At 34.5% G+C, this 17,009-nt stretch carries 16 protein-coding genes; 13 read left to right on the forward strand and 3 right to left on the reverse strand.

The window, feature by feature from the left end; all coding sequences use genetic code 11:
* The first annotated feature begins 13 nt into the window (after positions 1–13).
* From FA045_RS01510 to FA045_RS01535, 6 genes are all read left to right on the forward strand, one after another.
* Entirely contained in the window at positions 14–487 is a 474-nt protein-coding gene (locus FA045_RS01510; RefSeq protein ID WP_225871234.1) for a fumarate hydratase, read from the forward strand.
* Position 488: 1 nt separating this feature from the next.
* Positions 489–1,289 carry a S1/P1 nuclease gene (locus FA045_RS01515; protein ID WP_136873723.1) on the forward strand — a complete coding sequence of 267 codons (801 nt, stop codon included), beginning with the start codon at positions 489–491 and terminating at the stop codon, positions 1,287–1,289.
* 66 nt (positions 1,290–1,355) lie between these two features.
* Complete coding sequence (locus FA045_RS01520; RefSeq protein WP_136873725.1) at positions 1,356–1,793, forward strand: hypothetical protein; 438 nt, start codon at positions 1,356–1,358, stop codon at positions 1,791–1,793.
* A 1-nt stretch (position 1,794) separates the two neighbouring features.
* A complete protein-coding gene (locus tag FA045_RS01525) occupies positions 1,795–2,244 on the forward strand; it encodes a low molecular weight protein-tyrosine-phosphatase (protein ID WP_136873727.1) in 450 nt (149 codons plus the stop codon).
* 97 nt (positions 2,245–2,341) lie between these two features.
* Positions 2,342–2,902, forward strand: a complete 561-nt coding sequence (locus tag FA045_RS01530; protein ID WP_136873729.1) for a DUF1543 domain-containing protein — start codon at positions 2,342–2,344, stop codon at positions 2,900–2,902.
* A 181-nt stretch (positions 2,903–3,083) separates the two neighbouring features.
* The gene (locus tag FA045_RS01535) at positions 3,084–3,536 is read left to right on the forward strand and encodes a ferritin-like domain-containing protein (RefSeq protein ID WP_136873731.1); all 453 of its coding nucleotides are present in this window, start codon (positions 3,084–3,086) and stop codon (positions 3,534–3,536) included.
* A gap of 64 nt (positions 3,537–3,600) precedes the next feature.
* On the opposite strand, the gene cphA is transcribed toward FA045_RS01535, so the two are convergent.
* Entirely contained in the window at positions 3,601–6,219 is a 2,619-nt protein-coding gene (cphA, locus tag FA045_RS01540) for a cyanophycin synthetase (RefSeq protein WP_136873733.1), read from the reverse strand.
* Between the two features lie 271 nt (positions 6,220–6,490).
* On the opposite strand from cphA, the gene FA045_RS01545 reads away from it, so the two are divergent.
* From FA045_RS01545 to FA045_RS01565, 5 genes are all read left to right on the forward strand, one after another.
* Positions 6,491–7,363, forward strand: a complete 873-nt coding sequence (locus FA045_RS01545; RefSeq protein WP_136873735.1) for a cyanophycinase — start codon at positions 6,491–6,493, stop codon at positions 7,361–7,363.
* Positions 7,364–7,447: 84 nt separating this feature from the next.
* The gene (locus FA045_RS01550; protein ID WP_136873737.1) at positions 7,448–8,290 is read left to right on the forward strand and encodes an isoaspartyl peptidase/L-asparaginase; all 843 of its coding nucleotides are present in this window, start codon (positions 7,448–7,450) and stop codon (positions 8,288–8,290) included.
* Positions 8,291–8,310: 20 nt separating this feature from the next.
* Positions 8,311–8,991 (forward strand): hypothetical protein, encoded by a 681-nt coding sequence (locus tag FA045_RS01555; RefSeq protein WP_136873739.1) that lies wholly within the window; start codon positions 8,311–8,313, stop codon positions 8,989–8,991.
* A 142-nt stretch (positions 8,992–9,133) separates the two neighbouring features.
* The gene (locus tag FA045_RS01560) at positions 9,134–11,365 is read left to right on the forward strand and encodes a carboxy terminal-processing peptidase (RefSeq protein WP_136873741.1); all 2,232 of its coding nucleotides are present in this window, start codon (positions 9,134–9,136) and stop codon (positions 11,363–11,365) included.
* A 123-nt stretch (positions 11,366–11,488) separates the two neighbouring features.
* Positions 11,489–11,674 carry a hypothetical protein gene (locus FA045_RS01565; protein ID WP_136873743.1) on the forward strand — a complete coding sequence of 62 codons (186 nt, stop codon included), beginning with the start codon at positions 11,489–11,491 and terminating at the stop codon, positions 11,672–11,674.
* A gap of 126 nt (positions 11,675–11,800) precedes the next feature.
* On the opposite strand, the gene FA045_RS01570 is transcribed toward FA045_RS01565, so the two are convergent.
* Together FA045_RS01570 and FA045_RS01575 are read right to left on the reverse strand one after the other, a co-directional pair.
* A complete protein-coding gene (locus FA045_RS01570; protein WP_136873745.1) occupies positions 11,801–12,901 on the reverse strand; it encodes a CapA family protein in 1,101 nt (366 codons plus the stop codon).
* Positions 12,902–13,012: 111 nt separating this feature from the next.
* Positions 13,013–13,564, reverse strand: a complete 552-nt coding sequence (locus FA045_RS01575; RefSeq protein WP_136873747.1) for a C40 family peptidase — start codon at positions 13,562–13,564, stop codon at positions 13,013–13,015.
* 471 nt (positions 13,565–14,035) lie between these two features.
* On the opposite strand from FA045_RS01575, the gene pdhA reads away from it, so the two are divergent.
* Both pdhA and FA045_RS01585 read left to right on the forward strand, forming a co-directional pair.
* Complete coding sequence (gene pdhA, locus FA045_RS01580) at positions 14,036–15,031, forward strand: pyruvate dehydrogenase (acetyl-transferring) E1 component subunit alpha (protein WP_136873749.1); 996 nt, start codon at positions 14,036–14,038, stop codon at positions 15,029–15,031.
* Positions 15,032–15,060: 29 nt separating this feature from the next.
* On the forward strand, positions 15,061–16,731 hold the full coding sequence (locus FA045_RS01585; protein ID WP_136873751.1) for a pyruvate dehydrogenase complex dihydrolipoamide acetyltransferase: 1,671 nt from the start codon (positions 15,061–15,063) through the stop codon (positions 16,729–16,731).
* Positions 16,732–17,009 lie beyond the last annotated feature (278 nt).

Here is a 17,009-nt window from a genome sequence, read left to right on the forward strand (position 1 = left end):
TTTATGGATGGTGATGATTTTCCTTCTAGCTTTTTACCTTTCCTGCACCCGTTTACCCAACGTACAAGGTAAGGGTGAGGCTTTGCTGCAAGGCGTTTGGAAACAGGATAGCATTGCAAACGCAGATCAATTGTTAAACTACACCAAGCATCAATTTAAAATAACCTGCGATTCGTTTTACGTAGATTTAACAACTTATTCTAAAGTAAATTATTACGAAGATAGCTGCTTTAATAACGGGGTTTGGAAGGAATACGCCAAAGGAACCTATGTAGTTAAAGGCGATACTTTAATGCTAAATGGTACGTTTACCAAAGCAAATTATAAACAAAAAGTTTCTGGCTGTTACCGCAACGGAAGATATTTAACCAGTTTTATGATCAAATCTTCTGGAGCCAATCAATTGGTTTTAGCAAGTTTAAATGATCAAAGGGAATGTATATTGGCACTAAAAGAAAAAATTACTTGTGTGCCTAAAGAATTATAAAATGAAGAGATTTTCGAGTTTGAAAAAGGCAATTGCCTTTGTAGCCATTGCCGCTTTGCCTTTTACGGCATCGGCATGGGGTGTAATTGGTCATCGTGTAGTTGGTGAGGTGGCCGATAAATACATTAGTGCTAAAACGAGGTTAGCAATAAAGCAAATTTTAGGTAATGAAAGCTTGGCGATGTCTGCTAATTGGGCAGATTTTATAAAATCTGATACCAGTTATAATTATTTAGGCAATTGGCATTATGTAAACTTGCCCGCAAATTTATCGCAAAGTGATGTTTTTACGTTTTTAGATAAGCAACCTGAGCCTAACATTTATAACAAAACCAACCAAATGATTGCTGTGCTTAAGAATAGTAAAAGTACACTAGAACAAAAGAAATTGGCCTTGCGAATGATTATTCATTTAGTTGGCGATCTACATCAGCCAATGCATACTGCTCGTAAAGAAGATTTAGGAGGTAATAGAGTTCAATTGTTATGGTTTGGCGAAAAATCTAACCTACATAGAGTATGGGATGAAGGTTTAATCGATTTTCAGCAATTGAGTTTTACAGAGTTTACAAAAGCAATTAATTTTACAACACCACAACAAGTAGCTACTTTACAGAAAGCTAGTTTAAAAGATTGTGTTTTCGAATCTTATACCATTTGTAATAAAATTTACGCTACGGGTATTAAAAATGATGATAAACTAAGTTACAGGTACAATTTTGATTGGATTGGAACAGTTAACGACCAACTACTAAAAGGTGGTGTTCGCTTAGCAGGGATTTTAAATAATATTTATAGCTAAGCATTAATTTTTTATTGTAGCGAATTTTAATCGAAAATCGTATTAGAGATATAAACTATATAAACTATGAAATTATTTTTATCTCTAGCCTTAATTTTATTGAGCTTTTCTTGTAAAAAAAGAGAGGTATCAGAAGATTTAACTGATTATAACTGGGTTTTAACATCCCAAGTTGCTAGTCCAGCTGTAACAAGAAATGGTAAAACAACAACAGATTACCTGAGCTTAGAAAATCCACTTGGATGCACTAGTAATTTCAAATTTACATTTTATCCAAGCGGTCTTTTTGAAGCTACCTCAAATGGACCCCTTTGTGATATGTGGGGCAATCGTGCGAAGTATAGATGGACAAGAGAGGGCGATCAGATTATGCTTAATTATAATAATGAATTTCCTGTAAGATCATTTATCAAGAAAGAAGATACCATGACTGAAACATACAATATTACTTTGAATGGATCAATTCACACTATTGTATCTACCTATAATGCACAAAAAAAATAGCATGAAAATTTTAATGGTTTGTTTAGGTAATATTTGTCGCTCCCCGTTAGCAGAAGGTGTAATGCGTCATCTAATTAATGAGCAAAATTTAGGTTGGGAAGTAGCCTCTGCTGGTACTGGTGATTGGCATGTAGGTAATCCGCCAGATAAACGAGGTACTGCTGTAGCAAAAGAGTTTGGTTATGATATTTCTGCCCAAAGGGGAAGACATTTTACAAGCAACTTATTTGATGAGTTTGATCACATTTTGGTAATGGATAAAAACAACTATAAAGATGTTTTAAAACTTGCTAAAAATGATGAGCAGCGAAATAAAGTTCAATTCTTTTTGGCAGATAGAGGTGAGGTTATGGATCCTTATCGTCATAGTCATTTGTTTGAGCCAGTTTTTAAAGAAGTTGAAGCTAGGTGTAAAAAACTGATCGAAAGATTTAAAAAGGAAGTTCATTAATACAGTTTCTTTAAATTACTCAAACAAATTTGATGTTTTTAAAACGTTAAGCGACTTTTAAATGTTCTAAAATTAAACTTATCATTAAATAAGATACATGCAATTACCTCAATTATATATGATTTTATTGGGAGCTACCCCCAAAGGAAGAAACATAGAACAACACGATATTTTTTTTGGCATTGGAAATTCAGTTAAGGATTTATTGCCCGAAATGATTGCTTTTTGGCCAGAGGCGAAAGGTAAAATACATGTAGATGCTTACCGAATTGTAAAAAAAGTTGGCAACTATAAAGTTGAGGTAATTGATAAAGCAGATGAAAATAAAACAGAAGTTAGAAGTTTGTTTTTTATGAATTTGGGCGGTTACAAACGAGATGAGTTTGAAGAGCTCCATTATAAAATGCTCGCCGTTTCTGACCAAAAAGCCTTAGCTATCAAAGAAGCTAAAGAAAGTGCTTTTTACAAACACGTAGGCTTCAAAGGTGCTACTTCTCACATTGATGACAAGTTTGGTGTTGATGTTGATGATATTTTTGAGATCAAAGATATTTTATCAAAAGAAACAAAAAGCAAATATGCTTTAAAATTTACACCTGTAGATGAAATGCCAGAAGACGAAATCTTTTTAGGGTATTTGCCGTTGTCAAAGATTTAATTTTTCACTGCATAGACACATTACTTTGTTTATGCTGAACTATGTAGCTATGTGGTTTAAATATTTATACACAAGGCAATCCTTTTTCATTTCTAAAATAAACATTCCTAAATGTGCTAAGGAAAGTTAAACTTTTACTGTAGATCTATGTTCTTAAACCACATCAAAACTATAAAAAGACATGGAAAATAGAACAGTAAACACAGAAACTTTAAACGACTTAATTCAAATTAATAACGATAGAGTTGCAGGTTACGAAAAAGCAATCGAAGAATTAAAAGCAGAAGATTCTGATTTGAAAGCATTATTTGTAAAAATGATTGGCGAAAGTCATCAACATAAAATGGCTTTGGCTACAGAAGTACAAGCTTTAGGAGAAGATGCAGAAAGCGGTACTACTAATTCAGGGAAAATTTACAGAGCTTGGATGGACGTAAAAGCAATTTTCTCAGGTCATGATCGTAAAACTATTTTAAATAACTGCGAATTTGGTGAAGATGCAGCTCAAAAAGCTTATAAAATGGCTTTAGAAGAAGAAGGTCTTTCAGCGGATTTGAGAAGTTTAATTACAGAACAAAAAGCAGATTTAAGAGTTTCTCACGATGAGATTAAAGCATTAAGAGATGCACAATAAAAATTTATAACAAAAAAAATCCCATTTTGCATTTGCAAAATGGGATTTTTTTTGTTTTTAATGCTTACTTACTTTCTAATTCTTTATCTAAATAGTAAGTTGCTTTTTGTATTGCATTATCAATTGTATCACTTAAAATGGTAATAAATGATCCTGATTTAGCATGAGTAACTAAATTTTTCATGCATTCTTCGCCATTGTTATTAACTTCAATTGCAATATCAGGTTTTATCTCTTTTAAGCCAGTTATTAATAAATTGATCAACTCTTGTTGCGTTCTCCCTCTTAAATACTTTTCTTGGCAAATCACTACTTTATCAAACATTTGAGCGGCAATACGTGCAGTTTCGATAATGTCTTCATCTCTTCTGTCGCCAGTGCCTGAAATAACACCAACATGTTCAGTTGCATCTACTGTGGCCAAGTAATCTTTTATTCCATTAAAACCATCTGGGTTATGTGCAAAATCTACTAAAATTTTAAAATCTTTAAATTTAAAAACATTCATTCTGCCTGGTGTATGCGCTGCAGATGGTATAAAGGTTTCAAGAGAAAGTTTGATGTCTTCCGTTTTACATCCATATAAAAATGTAGTTAGCGTTGCAGCCAAAACATTTTGGATCATAAATGCAACTGAACCATTAAAAGTTAACGGAATGTGCGTTGCTTTCTCCACCCTTATTTTCCAATCGCCTTTTTTAATGGTAATGAAACCATTCTCGTAAATTGCAGAAATACCACCTTTTTTGCTGTGCTCCTTAATTGTCGGATTTTTTTCATCCATACTAAAATAAGCAATATTACAATCAGCACTTTGAGCAATTTTTAGGCAATAAGAATTATCAGCATTTAAAACTGCCCATCCATTTCTTTTCACTGCACCAATTATCACAGATTTAACTCTGGTCAAATCATCAAGATTATTGATGTCTGAAATACCTAAATGATCTTCTTGTATATTGGTAACAACGCCAATATCACATTTGTTAAAACCTAAACCCGCACGTAAAATCCCCCCTCTGGCAGTTTCTAAAACAGCAACTTCAACCGTTGGGTCTTTTAAAATAAATTCCGCACTAAATGGACCAGTGGTATCGCCTTTCATTAAAAGGGTGTTTTGTACATAAATTCCATCAGATGTTGTAAAACCAACCCTGCTACCATTATTTTTCACAATGTGAGCAATTAAACGTGTGGTGGTTGTTTTACCATTTGTGCCAGTAACTGCAATAATTGGTATACGTGCCGATTTTCCTGGCGGATAAAGCATATCAATAACAGGGGCGGCAACATTTCGTGGTAAACCTTCGCTTGGCGCCAAATGCATTCTAAAACCTGGGGCTGCATTTACTTCAAGTACAACTCCACCATTATCTGTAAGTGGTTCAGTTAAATTTTGCGCCATAATATCAATACCGCAAATGTCTAATCCTACAATTCTTGATATTCGCTCGCAGTTAAAAACATTTTGCGGATGAACCTGATCTGTTACATCGATTGATGTTCCACCAGTGCTTAAATTAGCAGTAGATTTTAAAAATACAATTTCACCAATTGGTGCAACAGTTGCTAACGTGTAACCTTTTTTCTCCAATAAATCTTCCGTATCTCTATCAACAGTAATCTCAGTTAACACATTTTCATGGCCATATCCTCTACGCGGATCAGCATTTTCTAAATCAATAAGTTCTTGAATGGTGCTTTTACCATCGCCTTTAATGTGGGCGGGTACACGTAAAGCTGCAGCAACCATTTTATGGTCTATCACTAAAACTCTAAAATCATGTCCGGTAATAAAACTTTCAATTATAATTCTTCTCGAGTATTCTTTTGCATAATGAAAAGCAGCAACAGCCTCTTCTTCATTTTTTACATTAATTGTTGCTCCTTTTCCGTGGTTGCCATCTAAAGGTTTAAACACCAAAGGGAAACCTACTCTTTTAATTGCTTCGTAAACATCTTCTAATGTTGATGCAGTAATGCCTTTTGCAACTGGAATAGCTGCATCATTTAATAAACGTTTGGTTTCATCTTTATTTCCGGCAATATCAACAGCAATACTGCTGGTTCTTTCTGTCATGGTAGCTCTAAAACGAACTTGGTTTTTACCATAACCCAATTGTACCAATGAGCTTTTGTTTAACCTTATCCAAGGGATATCTCTAGCAATCGCCTCATCAACAATAGAACCTGTACTTGGACCTAAACGTTCAGATTCTCTTAGTTCACGCATCTTTTGTATGTCGTGTTCTAAATCATATTCTTTATTATCAATTAAAGCTTCCGCTATGCGAACAGCAGATTCTGCGGCATAAACACCAGCTTTTTCTTCGGTATAACTAAATACTACATTGTAAATACCATCGGTTTTGGTTTGTCTGGTTCTGCCAAAGCCAGTGTCCATGCCTGCTAAAGTTTGTATTTCTAAAGCAATGTGTTCAATTACATGCCCCATCCAGGTACCTTCTTCAACACGTAATAAAAAACCACCAGGTGCACTTTTACTACAACGATGTGAATATAAGGATGGAATGAGTTTTTCAATTCTTTCTCTAAAGCCGTCAATCAAATTTGTAGGACGTTGTTCCATGTCTTCCAAATCCAATCGCATTTGAATTAATTTTTTCCTATTTATCGACCAAATGTTTGGTCCCCTAAGTACCTGTATGCCTAATATCTTCATTTAATTGTCTTGTTTAAATTGGTAGTTTTGGAGTGTTTACTCCGTTGAGATTTTGATCTCAAAAGAAAAAATTAAAGTATAAATTTTTTTTCAATTTATTTAACAACAAAAATAAAAGATTTTTAGCGGCATAAAATTTAAATATTAGTTAAATCACCTACCGTAAATCTTTCAAAATGTTAATTAATAGTATAATATTGATAAAAATAATGTTAAATATTAGGCTAATGCATATAAAATTGGCATTTTAGCAAAAATCTAAAGAATAAGCATGGCTCCAAAAGGGAAATTAATAATAATTGGTGGCGCAATTAATACAGGAAGTTTTGCCGAAACACAGTTCGGTTTGCCCCAAAACATGAACTTTTTTGAGCGAGGAATTTTAAAAAGAATAACTACTGAGTCTGCCAAAGATACCGAATCGAGGTTCGAAATAATGACTACAGCATCTCTTATTCCTGAAAAAGTTGGCGAAGAATACATCAAAGCATTTGCACAATTAGATGTACATGATGTTGGTGTTTTAAATATTGGCAGTAGAGAAGAGGCTAATAATCCAGCTTATGCTGAAAGAATAAAGCAGGCTGATGTGATCATTTTTACTGGCGGAGACCAGTTACGCTTATCATCTATATTTGGTGGTACCGAAATTCATCGTGTTTTGTTAGATAAATATCAAAATACAGAGATTGTAATCGCAGGTACATCAGCAGGTGCTGCCGCAAGTTCAAAAAATATGATTTACCAAGGTAGCAGTAAAGATGCTTTGTTAAAAGGTGAAGTGAAAATTACGGGTGGTTTAGGGTTTATAGATGGTGTAATTGTAGATACTCATTTTGTACAAAGAGGTAGAATTGGGCGTTTGTTATATGCAGCAGCAAGTAATCCGGGTATTTTGGGTATTGGTTTAGGGGAAGATACTGGACTTTACATACAAGGCAATACGATGGAGGCCATTGGCTCTGGCATGGTAATTTTGGTTGATGGAAGGCATATGGCAGATACCAATTTAACTGATGTTGAAATGGGACAACCTGTATCAATTAAAAACATGGTGGTACATGTAATGTGCGATAGCGATGTTTATGATTTATCTACACACCAATTGGTAATTCATCACCCTAAAACTGTACCAGTAGATTAATTCAGGTTACAGTTGTAGTTTTCGAGCTAAGATTCGCAAGTCTTGATACTCGATCCTAGAATCTTGATACTTTATACGCTAAAAATGAAAGTGATTATACATGGTGGATTTTTCAGTGAATCATCTACCAACCAAGAAACAAAAAAAGCAAAGCAAACTGCATTAGCTACCATTGTTGAAAAATCTTACCAATACTTAAACTCGCATACAGCATTAGAAACAGTTGTTTATACGGTTGCACTTTTAGAAGACAACGAACTTTTTAATGCGGGCATTGGTTCTCAAATACAAAGTGATGGAAAGGTAAGATTAAGTGCTTCTTTAATGGATGGTAAAACTCAGAAATTTAGTGGTGTAATTAACTTAGAAGATGTTAAAAACCCAATAGAAGTTGCTAAAGAGCTTTTAACTTATGATGATCGGGTTTTAAGTGGTGAAGGAGCATTAGCTTTTGCTCGCAATAATGGGTTCGAATATTTTAATCCCATTACCGAACAACGACAAAATGAATATAACGAAAAGCTAAACCAACAAAATAAACAAGGTACAGTTGGTTGTGTAGCTTTAGATGCTGAAGGAAATATTGCTGCGGCAACATCTACTGGCGGAAAAGGATTTGAAATTCCTTGTCGTGTTAGCGACTCGGCAACAGTTGCAGGTAATTTTGCCAATGAATTTGCTGGTATTTCTTGTACAGGTGTTGGCGAAGATATTGTAAGTGGCGCACTGGCTGCCAAAATTGTAACTCGTGTTATTGATGGTTTTGCACTAAAAGATGCTTGTGATAAATCTTTTGTTGAACTCCAATCATTTGATGGTTTTGCTGGAGTTATTGGTATATCCGCCAAAGGCGAAATTTATCATTGCGATTCTCATCCTTACATGGTTTGGGCTTCTTTTGATGGTAGCTTACAGTTGTTTAACTAAAATTTCTATATCTTCGTAGGATGAATAAAATCTGTTTAACGTTTTCATTCTTATTACTTGTTCTTCAGGTTGATGCTCAACACATTAACTCGGGGCCTCAAGATGTACCTCAGGTAGGTTCGGCAATAAATATTGCTGTTGCCCAAAATGGTGAAAATGAGGCTGATGAGTTTTTTGAAGATGCAGAAAGAAACGAACGCCGGGGAGATTTGAATGAAGCATTAACATTATTTGGTAAAGCAGCATTTGAATATAATAACGATAGAAAGTTTAGCAGATATGGTGCTACTTTATTGCGCATGAGTAACATACACATGTTGCTAACCCGTTACTCAGAGGCTGAACAGGTAGTTTTAAATGCAGCATTAAAAACCTATTCAAAAATTGGAAGTAAAGCTGGGCAAATGGCTTCTTATAATCAATTAGGAAAAATCTACCTAGCCGCTAATAAATTCACACAATCGATGTGGTTTTATACGCAACAAGGAATTTTAGCTCGCCAAATAGGTAATAATACTTCATATATAGATTCGGTTATTGGTTTGGCCTTGGTAAAGATTAAAAAGAAAGAATACAGTTTGGCTACCAAAGATTTAAATAGAGCAGAGTTATTGGCTAAAACATCAAAAATTACGCAATTTAATCAGCAAATTAAAAGTAATAGATCTATTATAGCTGAGAAACAATCTGATAAAAAATAAAAACGCTATTTTAAAATTGATGAATAGAAAAACCGTTTAAAATATTGCTTTTATAAAGTTTACAAAAAAGATACAGAGTAAAACTGTATCTTTTTTGTTTATTTAAAAAATTGGTATCATATTGGATGATGATTTTATAAGAATGGAACTTAAAACAGTTAAAGAGATGTTGAGAAGAATATTAATGATAACATTTACCGCTGCAGCTCTTGCTTGCAGTGCTTCGCCAAAACCACAAAAAATGGTCGATGGTGTTCAGAATATTAAACCAGATGATCAACAGAGTTTGGCTTTAAGACAGGTTGTTGGTTTGATAGAAAATTACAATTACAAACAAATTAAAATCAATGATTCTATTTCTTCGATTGTTTTAGATCGATATATTAAGGCTTTAGATCCTTCAAAATATTACTTCCTAGAAAGTGATATTAAAGAATTTGAGCAATATAGAACGGCGTTAGATGATGATTTTAAAAATGGAGATTTGAGTGCCCCATTTTATATTTTCAATGTTTATTTAAAAAGATATAACGATCGCATTAATTACTCATTAGCGCAAATTAAAGCGAAGTATGATTTTAATCAGAATGATACCTATGTTTACGATCGCGAAAAAATGCCTTGGGTAAGTTCTTCCACTGCGTTGGATGATATCTGGAAAAAACGTGTAAAATATGAATTAGTTAACTTAAAAATTACTGGTGCCGATGCATCAAAAAATATAGAGACATTAACTAAACGTTACGAAGGATTAAAAACACAAGCTGCTAAATTCAATAACCAAGATGTTTTTCAGATTTTGATGGACTCTTTTACTGAAGCTGTTGATCCGCATACCAATTATTTCAATCCAAGAAATGCAGAATCTTTTAATCAAGAAATGTCTCGTTCTATTGAAGGTATTGGTGCAACGTTGCAATTAGACAATGAAGTAACCAAAATAGTTTCTGTTGTACCAGGCGGACCAGCATTTAAAAGCAAACAAATTAACGCTGGTGATAGAATTGTTGCCGTTGCACAAGGTGTAAATGGCGAGTTTGAGGATATTATTGGATGGAGAATTGATAATGCAGTTTCAAAAATTAAAGGTCCTAAAGGCACCACAGTTAGGTTAAAAGTTATTCCTGTTGGACAAGATATGTCTACCAAACCTGTAATTATTACATTGGTAAGAGAGAAAGTAATTTTGGCTGATCAATCTGCGAAGAAAACAGTTAAAACAGTTCAATCTGATGGCAAACCTTACAAAATAGGAATTATAGATGTACCAGGTTTTTATGCAGATTGGGAAGCAGCTAGAGCTGGAGATAAAAATTATAAAAGTACCACTCGTGATGTTCGTTTATTAATTGATACCTTAAAAAACATCGATAAAGTTGATGCAATAGTGGTTGATTTAAGAGCAAATGGTGGTGGTTCATTGCCAGAGGCGATTGATTTAACAGGTTTGTTTATTGATAAAGGACCAGTAGTTCAAGTAAGAGAATATAATAAAGAAATTAGTGTAAATTCAGATAAGGATCCTGGTGCCGTTTGGACTGGCCCTTTGGGTGTAATGATTGATAGATTAAGTGCATCAGCTTCTGAAATTTTTGCAGGTGCAATACAAGATTACGGTCGTGGCGTTGTAATGGGTACACAAACCTATGGTAAAGGAACTGTACAGCGTGTAATTTCATTAAACGATATGCTAGACTCTTCTATCCTTCAAAAAATGATGTCGGCTATTGCTGCTACAAAAAGCAAAACAAATTCAACAGTTGTTGCTGCTCCAGATAAAAATGGCAATACGGTAACTATAGTTGATAAAAATGGAGTTCCGCAGTTAGGGCAACTTAATTTAACAATGGGTAAATTTTACCGTATAAACGGATCAAGTACACAACATAAAGGCGTAGTTCCAGATTTTACATTTCCATCTATTTATCCACTAGATAAAATAGGAGAAGATACAGAGCCATCGGCTTTGCCATTTGATGTAATTAAACCATCAAACTTTCAAAGTGTGGCTAATTTAACAGATGTAAAATCAAATTTGTTGAAAATGCATCAGCAAAGAATGGCTACTTCTTTAGATTATAAAATTTTACAAGAAGATATTTTAGAATCTAAAAAACGTGAGGGCGAGACTTCAATTACATTAAATGAAGCTAAACTTAAAAAAGAACGCGATGAATTAGAAGCAAAATCTTATGACCGTTTAAATAAACTAAGAGCATCACGAGGTTTAGCACCAGTTAAAAAAGGTGATAAAACCATTAAAGAGGAAGCATTTGATTTTGTGCAAGATGAAAGCTTAAAAATTATGGTTGATTTGATGAAGTTAACAGAAGGAGCAAAAACTGCGACTAATTTGCCAACTTTTAATAAATAAATTTACTTAACTATTTAAAACCCGCTAAACAATTGGCGGGTTTTTTTATGCTTTAAAATTTGTTGTTTACCCGCACAAACAAAAAGACAAGTTTGATGTTATAGAGCTATTAAATCTAAACTTATGAACGTTAAAAGAACTTTTGGAACTGTACTTACCATTTTAGGTATTATTGGCCTTATTTATGCTGGATGGGGCTTTGTGCAACACAGCACTGGTACTAGAGAATTAATTGTAGTTGGTATTATTGGTATTATCTTCTTTGTCTCGGGCATTGGTTTGGTAAGAAATACCAAAGACGAAGCTTAGTGTTTTCTTTTTTTTATAATTCTTGTATAAATGTACAAATGCAAGAATTATGAAAATTATTGTAAGCCTAATAATTCCAACTTTGAAATTTTGGAATTTGTTTATTGCTAACAGTGAAAATACTTATTAATTTTTCAAGCTAATCTTATTATTCTCAAACTTTAACTGATTTTCAGGGAAATCGAAATTGGTTAAAGTTTGTATTTTTTTAAAGGCGGTGTTTGTTATATCAACAGTTAATCTATTAATCTTATCCTGCTTAACCGAAATTACATCAGCAAATAAAAAATCGCCTTTGGCATTTAATTTTAATTGTAAAAGCGGAGCAAAACCGTTTGAGCCTTTTAAGCTAAACATACCATAAGTACAAAAATTTCCTAAGCTATAAGCAATAAACTTGTTTTTATAAACTTCTACTGCTCTGGTTACATGTGGGCCATGTCCTAAAACAACGTCTGCACCTGCATCTATTACGCCATGAGCAAATGCATAAACATTGCCTCTATTTTCTTTATAAAATATTTCTGTTTTACGCGTTACATGCTCAAAATTTGCGCCTTCTCCACCACCATGAAATGATACAATAACAATATCTACTTGCTTTTTTAAGCTAGCTACAAGCTTTTTGGCGCTATCAATATTTTTGATCGAAACTGTGTTTTCATTAGGTGCAAATGCACAAAAAGCATATTTCACACTGTCTATCTCAAAAATATCAAATGGTTTATTTAGCTGACCAGCATAGTTGATTTGTAGTAAATCTAAAATCTTTGCGGTATTTTTTCTTCCTCGGGCATCAAAATCGCCAACATGGTTATTGGCAATACTCAACACATTAAAACCAGCAGTTTTAAAAATGGCTCCATAGCTATCGGGCATTCTAAAGGCGTAGCAGCTATTTGGGTTTGATCCAATACATTTAGAAGAGTTTCCAGAGTTTAAAAAACATCCTTCTAGGTTGCCAAAAACAATATCACCTTTTAAATATTCAGCTACGTTTATAAAACTATTTACCCCATCATCTGGCGGAAGATTTGTTTTGCTCGGAAAAGCAGAACCCAACATCATATCGCCAACCGCAACAATGTTAATGGTGTCTTTAATCTTCCTTAACTTCGGAGTATCGATCTTAACTATAGTATCATTTTTAGTCGTTTTATTCTGGCAGCTCATCAAAAAATAAGCTAATCCGCTAACAATCAACAAAAGGCTTAAAAATTTCTTCATATTTAGGTATAAAAAAATCCCTCTCAGTTATTTGGGAGGGATTACCCTTCGACTACGCTCAGGGTGACATATTTTACTTTTTTGACTGTAAATCGTCAACTGTTAACTGAACTATTCTTCTACAAAATCTTTTTTGGCGTCGTCCAAAATTCTTCCACCCTTGTAAAAATAACGGCTATAATATGGCTCGTTTAAGTTACTGATTTTTACACCACCAGAGCTAGAATGCGCAAAGCGATTATCACCTAAATAAACACCAACGTGAGAAATGCTGCGGCTTTTAATTTTGAAGAAAACTAGATCTCCTTCTTTCAATTCATCTTTAGCTAAAGGATCTACCATACTAAAAATATCACGTGAGTTACGTAAAATGGTAGTGTTAAAAACTTTTTGATAAATGGTTTTTGCAAAGGCCGAACAATCAATTCCATTTTTGGTATTTCCTCCAAAACGGTAAGGAGTTCCAATCCACTCGTAAATAAATTTATACAATTTTAAGTTAGAGGTTGCATCTACAGCCACACCCATTACCTGCGAGAAATATTGCGAGGCTAAGTTATCCGGGTCTTCTAATTTATTGGTTTCTTTTGTTTTGTTCTGGGCAAATGAAGCAGAAAAGCTGCAAAGAACGATTAGGGTAGAAAACAAAAACTTTTTATTCATGTTATACTGTTAAGTTTGGGTAAATGACACTTACACTTAAACGTACACCACTAAGGGCTTATTGTTAGGGTAGCAAAAGTATGCTATTTACAAATGTTATCCAAATGTTAAATGTTTAAAAGTAAAAGTTATTAACATTTTATCATTTCATTGTCTTAAAATCAACAAAGTTGTTCGATTTTAATTTCATCATTCTAAATTTTCTGAAGTATAAAATTTGTTTGTAGATTATGCAAAATAACATATTCGCAAAATTATATTTTATGTTGTAAATCAATTGAAATGATTAAAGCGCTTGATGATTGATTAAAAAAAAATGTTTGATTTTACAAGCTGTGATATAAATATGAATAAAACACTTGTATTTCAATATGCTATCTGTACCTATTGATGATTTTACACTTAACTATAGCTTAAATTACCAGAAAAAAAATTAAATTTGCTCCACAAACAAAAAATCAATACCTCAACATGAGTGCAGTAGAAATTAATAAGGATACCTATTTGAAGTGGTTTGAGTCGATGTTGCTAATGCGCAAATTCGAAGAAAAAACTGGACAATTATACGGACAGCAAAAAATTCGTGGTTTTTGTCATTTATATATCGGTCAAGAAGCTGTTGTTGCTGGTGCAATTTCGGCTATGGGCCCAGAAGATTCTATGATTACCTCTTACAGAGATCACGCTCACGGTTTGGCTTTAGGTATGAGTGCAAATAGCATCATGGCAGAAATGTATGGTAAAATTACAGGTTGTTCTAAAGGTAAAGGTGGGTCGATGCACATTTTTAGCAAAGAGCATCACTTTTATGGTGGTCATGGTATTGTAGGTGGTCAAATGCCTTTAGGTGCTGGTATTGCTTTTGCAGAAAAATACAAAGGCACTAAAAATGTAAATGTATGTTACATGGGCGATGGTGCTGTTCGTCAGGGTGCTTTAAACGAATCGTTTAACATGGCTATGTTGTGGAAGTTGCCAGTAATTTTTGTTTGCGAAAACAATGGTTATGCTATGGGAACTTCGGTAGAGCGTACTACTAACATGTCTGATATTTATAAAATTGGTTTAGGTTTTGATATGCCATGTGCTCCAGTTGACGGAATGGATCCTGTTGCCGTTCACAACGCAATGGATGAAGCAATTCAACGTGCTCGTGCTGGTGAAGGGCCAACTTTCTTAGAAATGAGAACTTATCGTTACAGAGGTCACTCAATGTCTGATCCTGCTAAATATCGTACTAAAGAAGAATTGGAAGAGTACAAAGCAAAAGATCCAATTGAGCAAGTTAGAGAAGTGATTTTGAAAGAGAAATATGCTGATGAAGCTTGGATTACTGAAATTGAAGAAAAAGTAAAAGGTATTGTTGATGAATCGGTAAAATTTGCTGAAGAATCTCCATGGCCAGATCCATCAGAGTTATACAAAGATGTATACGTTCAATCTGATTATCCTTACCAAGAAATTTAATAGAAACGCATTTCAATAGATATATATAAATGGCTGATATAGTAAAAATGCCCAAAATGAGCGATACCATGACCGAAGGGGTGATGGCAAAGTGGCATAAAAAAGTAGGCGATAAAGTTAAAAGCGGTGATGTTTTAGCAGAAGTAGAAACTGATAAAGCGACCATGGATTTAGAATCTTACTGGGATGGAACGTTATTATTTATCGGCGTTGAAGAAGGTAAAGCCGTTCCGGTTGATGCCGTAATTGCCGTAATTGGTAAAGAAGGCGAAGATTATAAAGCTGCTTTAGAAGCGGAGTCGGGAAGTCAGGAGAAGACCGAAGGTCCGAAAGAAGAAGCGCCTAAAGCTGAAGAGAAAAAAGAAGAAACTAAAGCAGAAGCACCAGCACAAGGCGGTGGCTTAAGCGAAGAAGAATTAGCTAAAAAAGGTGTTACAGTAATTCGTATGCCTTTGTTAAGCGATACCATGACAGAAGGCGTTATTGCTGAGTGGCATAAAAAAGTAGGTGATAAAGTAAAAGATGACGATATTTTAGCTGATGTAGAAACCGATAAGGCTACTATGGAAGTAATGGGTTATGCAACTGGAACTTTATTACACGTTGGTGTTAACAAAGGCGAAGCTGCCAAAGTAAATGGCATTATTGCAATTGTTGGTCCAGAAGGAACTGATGTAAGTGGTATTTTGGCGGGAGGCGATGTGCCAGCTCCTAAATCAGAAAGTAAAGAGGCAGAAAAATCTGAAAGTGCGAAAGAAGAAGGACCTAAAGAAGAGGAAAAAGCGCAAGTAGTTTCAAATGCTAACGGTGGTCGTATCATTGCATCGCCTTTGGCTAAAAAAATTGCAAAAGATAAAGGAATTGATTTAGCACAAGTTGCTGGTAGTGCAGAAGGTGGTCGCATCATTAAAAAAGATGTAGAAAACTTCACGCCCGCAGCTAAGACTGAAAGTGCAAAAGCCGAAAGTCCAAAAGAAACTGCAGCAGCAGCACCAGTTATTCCAACTTATGCTGGCGAAGTTAAATTTACTGAACAGCCAGTTTCGCAAATGCGTAAAGTTATTGCAAAACGTTTGGCCGAAAGTTTATTCACAGCTCCACATTTCTACTTAACGGTAAGTATAGATATGGATGGCGCAATGGCTGCTCGTACAGCAATTAATGCAGTTGCTCCAGTAAAAGTATCTTTCAACGATATCGTAATTAAAGCAGTTGCTATTGCCTTGAAAAAACATCCAGCGGTAAATTCATCGTGGGGTGGCGATAAAATCCGTTTCAACGAGCATACCAACATCGGTGTAGCTATGGCTGTTGAAGATGGTTTATTAGTGCCTGTTGTTCGTTTTGCTGATGGTAAATCTTTATCTCACATTTCGGCAGAAGTAAAAGACTTTGGTGCTAAAGCAAAAGCTAAAAAATTACAACCTGCGGATTGGGAAGGTTCAACTTTCACAGTATCTAATTTAGGTATGTTTGGTATTGATGAGTTTACCTCAATCATTAACTCACCTGATGGAGCAATTTTATCTGTAGGTGCTATACAAGCGGTACCAGTTGTTAAAAATGGTGCTGTTGTTCCGGGTAATGTAATGAAGTTAACTTTAGGTTGCGATCACCGTGTGGTTGATGGCGCAACTGGAGCTCAATTCTTACAAACTTTAAAAGGATTATTAGAAGAGCCAATTAGATTATTGGCATAACATAAAGTCGTCATTCCGAGGGAAGCATTAGCGACGAGGAATCTAATTAAAAGATTCTTACAACCTTTCAGAAAGACAAATCATATTTTAAAGCTACCTCAAAAGGGTAGCTTTTTTATTTTAGAAAAGCTTATTGCTGCAACTATTAAAGTTCGTCCCGCTTTTCGTTACAATCTTTTTGCGAACGAATATGCTACAATTGTCACGCTGAGCTTGTCGAAGCGCCTTTGCAATAAACACACAATCCTTCGACAAGCTTAGGATGACAGCAGCAAAAA

The sequence above is a fragment of the Pedobacter cryotolerans genome (assembly GCF_005116475.1).
Lineage (GTDB): Bacteria > Bacteroidota > Bacteroidia > Sphingobacteriales > Sphingobacteriaceae > Pedobacter > Pedobacter cryotolerans.